Origin of the sequence: uncultured Chryseobacterium sp. (genome assembly GCF_913776365.1) — a bacterium.
In the GTDB taxonomy this organism is placed as follows: Bacteria; Bacteroidota; Bacteroidia; order Flavobacteriales; family Weeksellaceae; genus Chryseobacterium.
This window is the reverse complement of sequence record NZ_CAJYMO010000224.1, coordinates 1-13540: the sequence shown is the minus strand read 5'-3', so window position 1 is coordinate 13540 and position 13540 is coordinate 1. Positions and strand designations below refer to the sequence as shown.

Sequence of the window (13540 nt, the reverse complement as noted above, 5' to 3'; positions counted from 1 at the left end):
CTCGCGCTCCGGTCGCTGGTCCGGGTAGTCTGCCGGATGCAGTCCAAGGCTAAAAAGCGGAAATTCCGGATTCCGGCAGGGCCGGTTCCGGTGTCGGGTCTTATGCTGGGTTCGCTTTCGGAAGAAGAATACCGGAATCCGTGCCTGGTATTCCGGAAAACCTTCAGTGAACTCACGCTCCGGGACTTCGACAGCTTCCTTGCAGACAGTACGTGCTTATCCCTCGGCACCTTCCGGGAAGGACCGGAAGGGGATACCGTAACGCCATTCCTCCATCTGAACAAAATCCTGGATGCTGCCCAACTGATCGTCGAAAGGGCTTCAATGGTATCAGACACTGAGAAGTGATTGAATTTGACGCAAGGAGATAACACATGAGTCACATGAGAGGCAAGACTAAGCTTTGCGCATATTTCAGAACACATTAGATTAAAAATCAAAGATTTTTATTGTATTTCGTCGAAAAGAACGGCAATTCCTGGAGACTGAGCGGAGCCAAAGCCACCTCGTCATCTACATCATTCGTAGCAGATTTCTTTTTAACCACAAAAGTCACAAAAGAGATTGATGCTACTTAAAAAGTTGAATGCTTTACGGTAAATAAGCGCACAAAAGTTTTAAAAATCAGAGATTTTGATGGTTCTCCATTGAAAAGAATGATAATTTCCGGTGGCTGAGTGGAGCCGAAGCTACATTATTATCCACATTATTTGTAGCAGATTTTTTTTACCACAAAAGTCACAAAAGAAATTGATGCTGCTTAAAAAGTTGAATGATTTACGGTAAACGAGCGCACAGAAGTTTTTAAAAATCAAATATTTTTATACTCCCTCGTTAAAAAGAATGGCAATTCCCGGAGACTGAGCAGAGTCGAAGCCACGCGGACCGAAGCCTGTGCTTGATAACTCAACGGTTCGGTATTATTCTACTCCTTCGGAGGGGTGGCGAAAATTCGGAGAATTTTTGACGTGGTGGTTTGCCTACTGCGACTATGCTGGTCGTAAGTCCGTAAGAAGGCAAATACGGATACGAGCCCGGAGGCTCGCACCAACGTGAGATATTTTCGTCTGTTAAGGTTTTAAAAATCTTTGATTTTTAATCTAATGTGTTCTAAAATATGCGCAAACCATTAAATTCTTTCTATGTGACTCATGTGTTAAATAAAAAAGCCCCGGCTGTTTATACACCGAAGCTATTCATATCAGGAAAAAGAACTACTGCGCCCTCTTCCTTTCCTCTTCACTGGCTGTCGTGCGGTTCCGGGAAGCGGCTACGTTTTTACCAATGCGGTAGAGCAGACTGAGGCTCACGAAACGGCTTTCGCGCTGGTAGAAAAAGCGGCTCTGCTGGTCCTGGAAATTGATGCTGACCTGGTTGTTGTTCTTATTGAAAACATCGGTCACGGCAAGGCGGAGGGTGCCGGCGTTGTTCAGGATGTTCATTTTGATGCCAATGTCCACGAAAGAATTCGCACGCACGCGGTACACGCCCTGGATGCCCGCACTGTTGTACATCCCGTTGATTTCCGCTTTCAGTCCGGTTTCCTTATCAATGGTAAACGACTGGTTCAGCGATCCGGAGAAGGAAATCATATGATTGTCATAACTTCCGGACAAATAATCCGACTTTTCACGCTGGCGGTACACATCTGCGGTGATATTCATGTCCCACCAGGACGCAGGCTTCACCTGTCCCGAAAAGCGGAGGCCTGCCATCACGCTCAGTCCGAGGTTGGCCTGGGTTCCGTAGTACCGTTTCGTCTCGTTATCCTGCACATCGATATTGGTGAACACATCGCGCGTGGAAGTATAGTAGGCGGTCAGGTTATATTTCTGCCGGTAGGTATAGCCGGCTTCTATACTGTGGACAAAGGCAGGCTGAAGAGCCGGATTTCCCACATAGACGCTGTACGGTGAAGAGAATCGTTTGGCAGGGTTCAGCCGGTTGTATTCCGGGCGTTCGATGCGGTAGGCGTAATTCAGTAGGAACTCATGGTTGTCGTTAGGCTTGTACTGGAGGAATAAGGTCGGGAACAGTTTGAAATAATTTCTTTCGTTGAGCTGGTTCAGGGTCTGCTGGAACCCGCTGGTCCGGGTATACTCGCCGCGCAGTCCGCCCTGGAATGTCCATTGTCCCAAGCTGCCCGAAACACTGGTATAAGCGGAAGCTACATTTTCCCGGTAGGTAAAGTGGTTGCGGTTGGCTTCTACCGCCGTCAGTACTGATCCGTCGCGGTTGAAATAATCGAAAATATTGATGCTCCGGGTGCTGCTGTATTTGATGCCGGAGGTCACATCCAGTTCTTTTCCGGCCTTAAAATGATAATCCGCTTTTCCTGAAACAATGCTGATGTCCTGTGAGCTGGGCGTGTAAATAAAAAAGCCGGAATTTATGCTGCCGTCGGGAAGCAGGGTAACATTGTCGGTAAAAGAGCGGTTGGCATTCCGGAAAGGCGAATAATCGAGGTCGATATTCAGGCTGCTTTTCGCGGAATCGAGCTTCAGGTTGTAGTTCAGGTTATAGGCAAACTGGTCGCCCAGGCTGGAAGCATAATTGTGGGTATCCAGCGTGGAATCCAGCTTCATGGCCGGCGAGGTGATCCGGGTTAGGGTATAACCTTCGGAGCTGCCTTTCCGGTTGCTTCCCGTCATCAGGAAACCCAGCACCTGGTTATCGGAAACCTGGTAATCGACACCCAGACGGTAGGCGTGCGTATCCGAATGGTAAACCGAAGGATTGGTGCCGTCCCACAATGAGCTTCCGTAATTAATAAAAGTATTGTGATCCTGGACGGTATGACGGCGGGTAAATCCGTAATTGCCGAAAACATTCCATTTGTTTTTGCGGTAATTGAAAGTGGTGTTCCCTGTAAATCCCGTGTAGTGGCCCTGCGTGATCCCGCCGTTCAGGCTGAGGTTAAAGCCCTGTTTTTTTGATTTTTTGGTGATGATGTTAACAACGGAAGCGCCTTCCGCATCAAACCTGGCGGGCGGATTGGAGAAGATCTCGATCTGCGCTACCTGGTCAGACGGCATGCCCTGAAGATAAGCCGCCAGGTCGTCGCCGGAAAGCTGTAAAGGTTTTCCGTCCAGGTAGATCCGGACGTTCTTCCGGTTGGCTGTTACCGCATTGGCTGAACTGACCTGGACGCCGGGTGCTTTGGTCAGGGCTTCCCATGCACTTCCGCCCGAAGCAATGATGCTGTTTTCTACATTAAAGCTCACGCGGTCGATCTTCCTTTCGATCAGCGGTTTCTTTTTGGTAACGGTGACTTCCTGGATCATATGCTCGCTTTTCTGCAAGATCAGGTCCAGGTTTTCTTTCGGAAGCGTGACTTCCATTTCTATTGGCTGATAGCCTGAAAGCGTTGCGGTCAGCGAATAACTTCCCGCCTCTGAAAACGTCAGGCTGAAATTTCCAAGATCGGAGAAAGCGGAAGATACCGGTTTCTGGTCTTTCTTTAAACTAATCGTCACGGCGTCCAGCATCCGGCCGTCGGTGTCTTTCACGGTTCCTTTCAGAACGGTCTGGGAATGCATAAGTCCTGAAATGCAGATCAGGAGAAATAAAATCGTATTTTTCATACCGCAAACCTACGGCTGTCCCAGGTTAAGGCCCGTTAAGCACGGTTAAACAACATGAACCAAGGTTAATTAAGGTTAAATCTTTCCCGGCTGCTTCATAATATTCCATAATTATCATGAAATTAGCGGTATGAAATGGCTCTCCAACCGATATGCTTATCCGCTCGTTGTTTTTGCTATGATCTCCTGCATTGGCCTTCAGGTGGCATGGCTGATGCAGCTATTCCATGCCCAGCAGGTACAGGTGAAAAGGGATCTCGACCAGGCCGTAGCCAACGCAGCCCGCGTAAGTGAATACCTGAGTGTGGCTCCGGGGCATGAAAACAACGACAATTTCCGGAATTTCTTTCTCTCTCCGGAGTGGCTTCAGCTGAAGCAGGCCTATACCCAGATGCGACAGATTGGTGTCGCCAGTCGCTTTGAAACCGAGATGAAGAACGACAGCACGCGGATCAGCATGAGTCTGAAAATTGCCAACCACCGTCCGCCCGGTCCCCGGAAATCCAAAATTATCTCTATTTTCGACGAAGGGGAAACCTTGCAATCCGTTATGGCTGCAGATAAAAAAGACCTGAAACGGATGGACAGTCTCGTAAAGCTCGAATGCCGCCGCCAGCAGATCAATGAAGACAGCTTTTATATGCTGTACGATTTCAGAACGGGAAAGCCTGAATCCGCGGCGAACCTGGACAAAGCAAAGGGAGCCGATTACCAGAGCCCGCATTTCGGCTATAATCTCAATTTTTTCATTCATACCTATCAGCTGGTGGTGCCTTCCGTTACCAAAACCGTGATGTACAGAATGCGGTACTATTTTATTTCTTCCCTGCTGATGATCCTGCTTACCGGGCTTGCTTTCTGGTTTCTCTTCAGGGTGATGCGGAGCGAACGTTTGTACACCAGGGCACGCCTTGCCTTTACCGGAAATATGACGCATGAACTGAAAACACCGGTGGCCGTCATTGAAGCTGCCCTGGATTCAATTACAAGGTATCAGCTGGCCAACGATCCGGAACGGTTGGAAAATTACCTGAACATCAGCAAAAATGAGATCAGCCGGCTGAATGCAATGATCGACAAAGTGCTGAACCTTGAACAGCTGGACAATGGGGAAATCAATCTCCGCCCGGAACTGTACGATGTACAGCAGGGGCTGGAAAGTGTGGTGTCTTCGATGAGGCTTCGCGATAACAGCGGTTTGATAGCCATTCATTACTTTCCGTCGGATGAACCTTGTTTTGTAAACGGCGATCCGGTGCACCTGACGAATGTTTTTTACAATTTAATGGATAATGCCATTAAATATAGCGGCCCCGAAGCATCTGTAAAAGTATCCTGTGCTTCTGCAGGTAACCAGGTCGTGGTAACGGTGGAGGATAACGGACCGGGGATCGACAAAATCTACCACAACCGAATTTTCGAAAGGTTTTTCAGGATCCCGGAAAATCCCGATATTCATACCGTAAAAGGAACCGGCCTTGGCCTTCATTATGTAAAGGAAATTATTACGCAGCACGGAGGAAAGATCGAAGTCACCGCCGGACCGGAAAAAGGGGCGGTGTTTACCATTTATTTACCAGCTTACGATGAAATATAAAGTACTCTATGCCGAGGACGAAGCCACCCTCGCCGAAATCATTACCGATGGGCTCCGCAGCAGCGGCTACGAAGTCCAGCTTGCTTCAGACGGACAGCAGGCGTTACAGCTGTTTCAATCCGGCACACCGGACATCTGCGTTCTCGATATTATGATGCCGGTAAAAGACGGTTACACCTTGGCAGAAGATATCCGTAAACTGAACAGCGAAGTGCCGATTATTTTCCTAAGTGCCAAATCTTTAGGCGATGATGTGGTGAAAGGTTTCAAAAGCGGGGGCAATGATTACCTGAAAAAGCCTTTTACGATGGGCGAACTGCTGGTGCGGATGGAAAGCCTGCTCACCCGTTTCGGAACTGCTGTTACGCAACAGGCTCCTTCTTCCCACCGTAAAACTTTCGGCAACTGTGAACTGAATACCATAAGCCAGGAACTGGCAACCCCAAAAGCAAGCTACAAAATTTCATACAAAGAAACCGCTCTCCTTGAACTGCTGCTGGAGCACCGCAACGATCTGCTTCCACGTCAGACGGCTCTGCTGAAAATCTGGGGTGATGACAGCTATTACAATGCCCGGAGCATGGATGTTTTCATGTCGCATCTCCGGAAAATGCTCAAGGACGATTCCGAAATAGAATTGATGAGCATCCGTGGACTGGGGTACAAGCTCATTTGTTGAAAAGTATTTTTGGTAAATTAATAGTCTCAGGAATGCTGAATTTCCTGACCGCCAGGTTTTACGGTTCTTTACGTAGAATGTAAGCAGGCAAAGATAATTCAGCTGGCTGATTTGAAGAAATATATGTGCGACTCCTCCCCACAATCATAACCTGCGTAATTGTCTGTCATTCATTTGTTAAGGTACAGAATAAACAACAGAGTCCCGAAGGGACGGCTTATCACAGAATCGGATGCAAATCCGATTGACCATCAATCAGATAAAGTCAGGCTCAACAGGAATCAGTGACGAAAACGGAATAAAAATCAGAAAATGTAAACATTTGAAAATGTATGTTGTTGCTTAATTTTTTTTTAACGCAAAGTTTAATGTCTCGTTATGCAGATGATAAGGAGGCAAAGAAGAATCAGCAAGCTGATCTGATGAAGCGAGCGTATAATTTGTCCGTTTTATCTTTACAATAGAGAATTACTTTTTATTCACTTAATCAAGGTAAAAGACAACACAGTCCCGAAGGGACGACTTATCACAGAATCGGATGCAAATCCGATTGACCATCAATCACATAAGGTCCGGCGCAACAGGAATCAGTGACGAAAACGGAATAAAAATCAGAAAATGTAAACATTTGAAAATGTATGCTGTTGCTTAACTTTTTTTTAACGCAAAGTTTAATGTTTCGTTATGCAGATGATAAGGAGGCAAAGAAGAATCAGCAAGCTGATCTGATGAAGCGAGCGTATGATTTGTCCGTTTTATCTTTACAATAAAGAATTACTTTTTAATCAAGATACAAGACAACAGAGTCCCGAAGGGACGGCTTATTACAGAATCGGATGCAAATCCGATTTAATTCAATCATCATAAAAACGCCATCTTGCAGATCAAACCAGGTGCAGTAACAATCAACAGCATAACGGAAATTGAGATCAGAAGTTGCGAATAGATAAAAATGTACGGTGTTGACCGACTCATTCAGGTATAAGATAAAAGAGGCTGATTTTCTCTGAGTTGAGGCGAAATAAATATGAGGAAGCAATTTTGTCCGATACCGCCATAAATTTTTTATTTTTAGCCTATGAAAAACAGTCTTTTATTGTTGCTGGTACTTCCGTTTTCGGCAGGCGCGCAGCAAATCCCGAAACTCACAGACGAAATGGCGATTCAGCTGGCTGAAAAACCCCTGCACTGCATCAGCCAGGAATACCCGAACAAGACGGCCCACATTATCAACAATGCCGGGGAAGTCACGCTGACTCCCAGGGATCTTCATCCCAGCTTTTATGGCTGTTTCGACTGGCATAGTTCAGTCCATGGGCACTGGATGCTGGTGCGGCTGCTGAAAGCCAGGCCGGGTATGGCGGCGGCAGGGGATATGGAGAAAATACTCGATCTGTCACTCACCAAAGAGAATCTTCAGAAAGAAGCCGATTATTTTACCCAATACCAGCTCACGACCACTTTTGAACGGACGTATGGCTGGGCATGGCTGCTGAAGCTGGATGAGGAGCTCGCTGACTGGAACCATCCGAAAGCAAAGATCTGGCATCAGAACCTGAAGCCGCTGACCGATAAGATCCTGAGTTCATGGAAAACCTACCTTCCTAAACAGACCTATCCGAACCGTACGGGGGTTCATCCGAATACCGCCTTCGCCATGGCTTTTGCCATCGACTGGGCCAGAACCACCAAGGACCGGGATTTTGAGAACCAGCTCATGGAAAAGGCCAGGTATTTTTATTTGAAAGATGAAAAAACACCGGCTTACCTGGAGCCTGACGGTTCTGATTTCTTTTCCCCCAGCCTTGAAATTGCTGATCTGATGCGGCGCGTACTGCCTCAAAAGGAATTTACAGCATGGCTGAATAGGTTTTATGAAAAGCGCAGTCTTGAAAATATAGAGAAGATTCCGGTGGTCAGCGACCTGAGCGATTACCAGACGGTGCATCTGGTAGGCCTTTCCTTTTCCAAAGCCTGGTGCATGAAAGGCATCGCAAAATCATTGCCGGAGGAACATCCGCTGAAAAAGGAATTTACGAAAACGGCTCAGGTATTCCTCACCAACGGGTTGCCGCTGCTGTTCCAGGGAAATTATGGCGGTGACCATTGGCTGGCCAGCTTTGCCGTCTATGCATTGCAGGAATAAATTATAACAAATTCCTGTCTTTGGATAGACCGGCCGTTGTTGATGGTTGATGGTTGATTGCTGATGGTTGATGGCTTCTGGCAGATCGATGATGGTCAGCCGCTATCTGATAAACGCTAACTGAATCTTAACCATAATCTGCATTATGACTACCATAAGCCCTGAAAGGGCAGCATACACCAGCACCGGGTGAAACCCGGTGCCCAACGATAGTTGTAAATTTAATCCCTTCAGAAGCAATCATCAACCGCATTTAAGCCAATGGCTATGATCCAAAAGCCATCCGCATCCATTCTCAATGACAGTGTCTTTCATGTACAAACGCAAGCCCTGAAAGGGCGGCATATACCAGCATCGGGTGCAGCCCGGTGTCCAACGATAGTTGTAAATTTAATCCCTGCAAAGGCAAATCACCAACCGAATTTAAGCTAAAGCCAATAGCTATAAGCCAGCAGCCATCCACCATGCACATCCATTCTCAACGGAAACATCTTTATATACAAACGCAAGACCTGAAAGGGCGGCTTAGACCAGCACCAGGTGAAACCCGGTGCCCAACGATAGTTATAAATTTAATCCCTGCAAAGGCAAATCGCCAATCGCATTTAAGCCAGAAGCCAAAAGCCAAAAGCCAGGAGCCAAAAGCCAGGAGCCAGCAGCTATGAGCCAAAGGCCATCCGCCATCTGCTCCCTAATAGCGGATGCCCAGTTTCTTCAGGATAAAACTCAGCAGCCAGATCGGTCCTACCAGCAGAAACTTGAGATCCTGAAGGAAAGACGGTTTTTTCCCTTCGATTTTGTGGCCGACAAACTGCAGGATCCAGGTGATGATGAAAACGGAGAGGTACACCAGCCACGGCTTCTCAGTACGGGTGTTTACCCCGAAGGCGAAACTTTCCATCAGGGTCATTAAAATCAGCATGATGAGACCTACCAGAAAAGACAGCCGCATGTAGAAAACGGTAACCAGAGCCATCGCCGCCAGGCTGACGAAGCTGATGCAGCCGATGTAGATGAAGCAGATGGATTTTGACGGGATCAGGGAAATGAAACCCAGGATCGTCCAGAAAATCAGCGGCACACAGATCCAGTGGATCAGTTTATTGGTGGTGTTTCGGTGGCTTTCTGCATACGTTGCAAAAAGCAGATCAATTTTTCTCATACCGGTCATTTGGAAAATACTAAAATAATAAATTTTCGCTATTGGATTTTATGAGTGATGGAGAAATGGGAAAAGTGATAAGGGTCAGCAATGAGGAAATAAGTATATGGTGAGCAAAAGCAGAATTCAGTCGGTATCCATCAGCAATCATCACGATAGGGCTGGCGGCAGCATTTGTCAGGTGCAAAGCCTGAAATAGCAGCATTCATAGGTGCGTATACGAAAAAAGCCGGGAATGGGCAGTTTCTTCCCGATTGCTTACCTTTGCAGTATGTCTGTCCTGGAAAAATTCGGCGTTGAAATCTTTACGCAGCACAATATTTTCGAGCGTATTGCGGTGGATAAGCCCTTCCGCACGGAAAATCCCGCTTTTATCTTTATTAAGAAGGGAACCATTAAAATGAAACAGAGTTTCAGGGATCTGGAGCTGTCTGCCAACATGTTTATGGTTGCTGATCCGCAGACGGTATATGAAATGATTTCGGTAAGTGAGGATTACCAGTCGAGGATGGTCTCTTACAAAAGGGAATTCATTTCGGCATTGTCATTGAAATTCAACAGGCTGATTACCTATCGTTATTTCAGGCAGCAGATGAACATCGGAGTAAGCCTTCAGGCCGATGAAATGGAGCTGGTCTGGAAAAGTGTTAATTTCCTCATGTACATTCTCGATTCCGAAACGGAAATGGCTTACAAAAAAGAGATCGTGGAACATCTGTTTTCAGTGTTCTGTTATCAGATGGCGGGAATTATTTCCAAAGAAGACAGCAATGCCATGAACCGCATGTCCAGGCAGGAAGAGATTGTTTTCATATTCCTGAATGAGCTGGCCCGGTACCATCTTACGGAGCGCAGTGTAGAGTTTTATGCAGGCCGGCAGTCGATTACAACCAGACATCTTTCAGCAGTGGTAAAGGAAGTGACGGGAAAGTCGGCCAGCCAGATTATTGCACTGATCGTGATGAACGAAGCCAAAGTGTTTTTAAACTCCTCCAAAAAGCCGGTTTCGGAGATTTCTGCTGAGCTCGGCTTCAGTGATCCGTATTCATTTTCCCACTTTTTCAAGAAGCATTCCGGGGAAAGTCCGTCGCAATACAGAAATCAGTTCGAAAACTGAAATCTTACATTTGGACATCTTTTTCCAAATTTCAAACATTTGTTTGACTTTCGTTGTGAGCTAACTTTGCATCTGTAAAACAAGGTACAATGGCAAAGAATATAAAAACAGCACTATCTCTTCTGATAGCGGTCTTTCCTGCGCTGTTTTTCTCACAGGAAACCAGGCAGATGACTGCAGAAGAAGTGGCGCAGCTCGCGGTGCAGCATCACCAGCAGCTGAAAGTAACGGCAAAGAATATTGATATCGCACGGCAGAATACTGAAGTGGCTAAGCTTCAGAAACTGCCATCCGTAACAGCTTCTACCAGCCAGTTCTATCTGGGAAATGCCGTGGCAATCGATAAGGATTTTTCCGGAACAACAAAAATTGAAATGCCCCACTACGGAAGTTCATATGCCGTGCAGGCTACCCAACTGATCTTTAAAGGCGGGCTGGTAAACAGATCCATCGAGCTGGCCGGGCTCAGGGAGCAGCTGGCCGGACTGGACCTGGAAAAGAACAAGCAGGACATCAAATTCCTGGTCATTTCCAATTATCTTGACGTCTATAAGATCGTAAACCAGCAGGAAGTCTTCCAGAATAACAAAAAGCTGGCCCAGGCACGGCTGAAGAATATTCAGAAGTTCTACCAGCAGGGAATGGTCACCCGTAATGAAGTCATCCGCGGCGAACTGGCCATCAAGAATCTCGACCAGGGGATTTTAACACTGGCCAATAACCGTAAAATACTGAACTACAACCTGAATATTGCCCTGGGATTACCGGAAGATACGGAAATTGTACCGGTAGAAACCCTTGAAAGCAAAGAAACGGGAATCGGGATGGAGTATTACATGAACCTTGCCCATGACAGCAATCCGGTAATCAGATCGGCCAGAACCAATATCGAGGTGGCCGATAAGAATATCGATATTATCAAAACCGATAAAATGCCGACCCTCGCGGGTTTCGGCGGCTATTCACTGCAAAAACCCATTACCACAAGGAATCCGGTACTGGATATGTACTCAGGAGGATGGCAGACCGGGATTTCCTTAAGCTACAATATTGACAACCTGTACAAAACGAAAGAAAGAGTGAAAGTAGGGGAGTTGCAGAAAAGCCAGGCCTATGATGCACTGACGCTGACCCGGCAGAACATCGATATGGCTGTCAATGCGGCTTATGTAAAGTATCAGGAATCGGTGCAGCAGGCAGATATCCTGAACGAGGCAAGAAAACTGGCGGAAGAAAACTACAAGATTACCGAGGCCAAGTACCTCAACCAGCTTGCCGTACAGGCAGAAATGATTGATGCCCAGAACCAGAAGCTGCAGTCCGAACTGGATTTTGCCAATGCAGAAATCAGCATCCTCTATCAATATTACAACCTTCTGAAAACCACCGGAACACTTTAATTCAACACGAAAAACAATGGAAAACAAGGAACAGAATACTAAAGCAACCACAGCTCAGCCGGCGCCTGCCGTTTCAGGTGCCGCAGCGAAGAAAAAACAAAATAAGAAAAATAAGATCAGGGCCATCATTTCGAACATCGTGGTGTTTCTGGTGATCGGGTTCGGCCTCTTCTGGCTGGTCCGGGAATATTTTCATGTCGGCGATAAAACCTATACCGAAGCGGCGCAGGTGGAAGAGTTCATCAACCCGATCAATACCCGGGTGTCCGCCTACATCAAAGAGATTAAATTCATCGAGCATCAGCAGGTGAAAAAAGGCGATACCCTCGTTATCCTGGACGACCGGGAAATCCTTACCCAGGTGGGACAGGCCGAAGCAGCCTATCAGAATGCACTGGCTCAGCGCAGTGCCACCAGCTCCTCCGTAAATACCGTATCCAATAATGTGAACGTGATGCAATCCAATATTGCCGGAGCCAAAGCCCGGTTGTGGAATGCCGAACAGAACCTGAACCGCTACAAAAATCTGCTGGCTTCCGAAGCGGTTACCCGGCAGCAGTACGACCAGGTAAAAACGGAATACGATGCACAGAAAGCAGCCTATGAAACACTGGTGAACCAGAAACAGTCGGCCAGCCTTTCCACAACGGAAGTAAAAAGCAAATTCGGGATCATCGATGCGGAAATCAAGAGGGCTAAGTCTGCACTGGAAATGGCAAGGATCAATCTTTCCTATACCGTTATCACCGCTCCTTATGACGGTGTGATGGGAAGAAGGACGATCTCCGAAGGCCAGCTGATCCAGCCCGGACAGCAGGTGGCCACCATCGTGCTCAATAACCAGAAATGGGTGACGGCCAACTTCCTGGAAAGCCAGATGCCGAACGTCAGGATCGGGGAAAAAATGATGATGACAGCCGATGCGCTGGGCGGAAAATCATTTGAGGGAATAGTAACCGCCGTTTCGGCAGCTACGGGATCCAAATATTCCAGCGTGCCCACCGATAATTCCACCGGTAACTTCATCAAGGTGCAGCAAAGGATCCCGGTACGGATCGAGTTTACGGATGCCAATAAAAAAGAAGATATTGCCCGGCTGAGCGCAGGGATGAATATGAATGTAAGCATTAATCAGGCAAAGGGTGAGTAGCCGGCAGCCTGTATACAACAATAAAAAATCCGGACTCCGCCGTTCAATGTTGATAATTAAAATCACCGCACATCATGTATAACAAAGGACTTTACCACGACTGGGTGCCGAAACCCGTACAGCTCCTGCTGATGGTCTTGCTGCTTGCCGTAGTCATGCCGATCGGTGGCGTTTATACCGGGAACATCAGCTACCTCGTAAGCGGTACCGGCTCGATGACCGAATATTTCATGTGGGCCAACTACGCATCTACCATCGGGATGGGCGCCTGTATGCCGATCGTCCTCAGGATGAAGATGCGGTTCAGGGTACGAGACAAAATGGCCGTGCTCCTGGTGCTGCTGGGGTTGCTGAGCTACCTCAATTCCACCACCTATGAACCGATGATCTTCGTCTTCAGTTCACTGGTGATCGGTTTCCTCAAGATGATGGTCACCATTGAATTATTCCTTCCGCTGATGGCCATGATCGGGAACCGGGGGATGTTTTACGGGGCATTCTATACTTTTGTGCTCGTGCTCAACCAGGCGGCAGCTTATTATGCGGTAGATGTCTCCATCCGGTACAACTGGCAGCAGTTTTACGTAATCGTGGCAGTAGGCTGTTTTGCCCTGGCTTTGCTGCACTGGATTTTCATGCATGATAAATACTTTGCACTCAAAGTGCCGCTGCATTACATCGACTGGCTCAGCATCCTGCTCTTTG

General features: G+C 47.2%; 9 protein-coding genes and 2 pseudogenes. 9 read left to right on the top strand and 2 right to left on the bottom strand.

Going from position 1 to position 13540, the window contains the following annotated elements:
- Both QZ735_RS11555 and QZ735_RS11550 read left to right on the top strand, forming a co-directional pair.
- Nucleotides 1–348, top strand: a pseudogene (locus QZ735_RS11555) (hypothetical protein); the annotation flags it as partial.
- A 101-nt stretch (nt 349–449) separates the two neighbouring features.
- Nucleotides 450–578 carry a hypothetical protein gene (locus tag QZ735_RS11550; protein ID WP_294248438.1) on the top strand — a complete coding sequence of 43 codons (129 nt, stop codon included), beginning with the start codon at nt 450–452 and terminating at the stop codon, nt 576–578.
- Nucleotides 579–1214: 636 nt separating this feature from the next.
- Here the strand turns inward: QZ735_RS11550 and QZ735_RS11545 are convergent.
- A complete protein-coding gene (locus tag QZ735_RS11545; protein WP_294248434.1) occupies nt 1215–3584 on the bottom strand; it encodes an outer membrane beta-barrel family protein in 2370 nt (789 codons plus the stop codon).
- Nucleotides 3585–3714: 130 nt separating this feature from the next.
- Between QZ735_RS11545 and QZ735_RS11540 the strand changes: the two genes are divergently transcribed.
- From QZ735_RS11540 to QZ735_RS11530, 3 genes are all read left to right on the top strand, one after another.
- Nucleotides 3715–5181 (top strand): HAMP domain-containing sensor histidine kinase, encoded by a 1467-nt coding sequence (locus tag QZ735_RS11540; protein WP_294248431.1) that lies wholly within the window; start codon nt 3715–3717, stop codon nt 5179–5181.
- Complete coding sequence (locus QZ735_RS11535; protein WP_294248428.1) at nt 5171–5860, top strand: response regulator transcription factor; 690 nt, start codon at nt 5171–5173, stop codon at nt 5858–5860. The genes QZ735_RS11540 and QZ735_RS11535 overlap by 11 nt, the downstream gene beginning before the upstream one ends.
- Nucleotides 5861–6938: 1078 nt before the next feature.
- On the top strand, nt 6939–8006 hold the full coding sequence (locus tag QZ735_RS11530; protein WP_294248426.1) for a DUF2891 domain-containing protein: 1068 nt from the start codon (nt 6939–6941) through the stop codon (nt 8004–8006).
- A gap of 691 nt (nt 8007–8697) precedes the next feature.
- On the opposite strand, the gene QZ735_RS11525 is transcribed toward QZ735_RS11530, so the two are convergent.
- Complete coding sequence (locus QZ735_RS11525; RefSeq protein ID WP_294248424.1) at nt 8698–9168, bottom strand: DUF962 domain-containing protein; 471 nt, start codon at nt 9166–9168, stop codon at nt 8698–8700.
- A gap of 235 nt (nt 9169–9403) precedes the next feature.
- Here QZ735_RS11525 and QZ735_RS11520 point away from each other — a divergent pair, with 235 nt between their 5' ends.
- From QZ735_RS11520 to QZ735_RS11505, 4 genes and pseudogenes are all read left to right on the top strand, one after another.
- Nucleotides 9404–10285: an AraC family transcriptional regulator gene (locus QZ735_RS11520; protein WP_294248421.1), complete on the top strand. Its 882-nt coding sequence runs from the start codon at nt 9404–9406 to the stop codon at nt 10283–10285.
- An 89-nt stretch (nt 10286–10374) separates the two neighbouring features.
- A complete protein-coding gene (locus tag QZ735_RS11515; protein WP_294248419.1) occupies nt 10375–11685 on the top strand; it encodes a TolC family protein in 1311 nt (436 codons plus the stop codon).
- A gap of 16 nt (nt 11686–11701) precedes the next feature.
- On the top strand, nt 11702–12835 hold the full coding sequence (locus tag QZ735_RS11510) for an HlyD family secretion protein (RefSeq protein ID WP_294248417.1): 1134 nt from the start codon (nt 11702–11704) through the stop codon (nt 12833–12835).
- Nucleotides 12836–12909: 74 nt separating this feature from the next.
- Nucleotides 12910–13540: pseudogene (locus tag QZ735_RS11505) on the top strand (MFS transporter); the annotation flags it as partial.

What these genes read in the sequence shown, in the direction of transcription:
- QZ735_RS11520 (WP_294248421.1), top strand. Translation starts at nt 9,404, where the DNA reads ATGGGCAGTTTCTTCCCGATTGCTTACCTTTGCAGTATGTCTGTCCTG.
- QZ735_RS11530 (WP_294248426.1), top strand. Translation starts at nt 6,939, where the DNA reads ATGAAAAACAGTCTTTTATTGTTGCTGGTACTTCCGTTTTCGGCAGGC.
- QZ735_RS11525 (WP_294248424.1), bottom strand. Translation starts at nt 9,168, where the DNA reads ATGAGAAAAATTGATCTGCTTTTTGCAACGTATGCAGAAAGCCACCGA.
- QZ735_RS11545 (WP_294248434.1), bottom strand. Translation starts at nt 3,584, where the DNA reads ATGAAAAATACGATTTTATTTCTCCTGATCTGCATTTCAGGACTTATG.
- QZ735_RS11515 (WP_294248419.1), top strand. Translation starts at nt 10,375, where the DNA reads ATGGCAAAGAATATAAAAACAGCACTATCTCTTCTGATAGCGGTCTTT.
- QZ735_RS11510 (WP_294248417.1), top strand. Translation starts at nt 11,702, where the DNA reads ATGGAAAACAAGGAACAGAATACTAAAGCAACCACAGCTCAGCCGGCG.
- QZ735_RS11540 (WP_294248431.1), top strand. Translation starts at nt 3,715, where the DNA reads ATGAAATGGCTCTCCAACCGATATGCTTATCCGCTCGTTGTTTTTGCT.
- QZ735_RS11535 (WP_294248428.1), top strand. Translation starts at nt 5,171, where the DNA reads ATGAAATATAAAGTACTCTATGCCGAGGACGAAGCCACCCTCGCCGAA.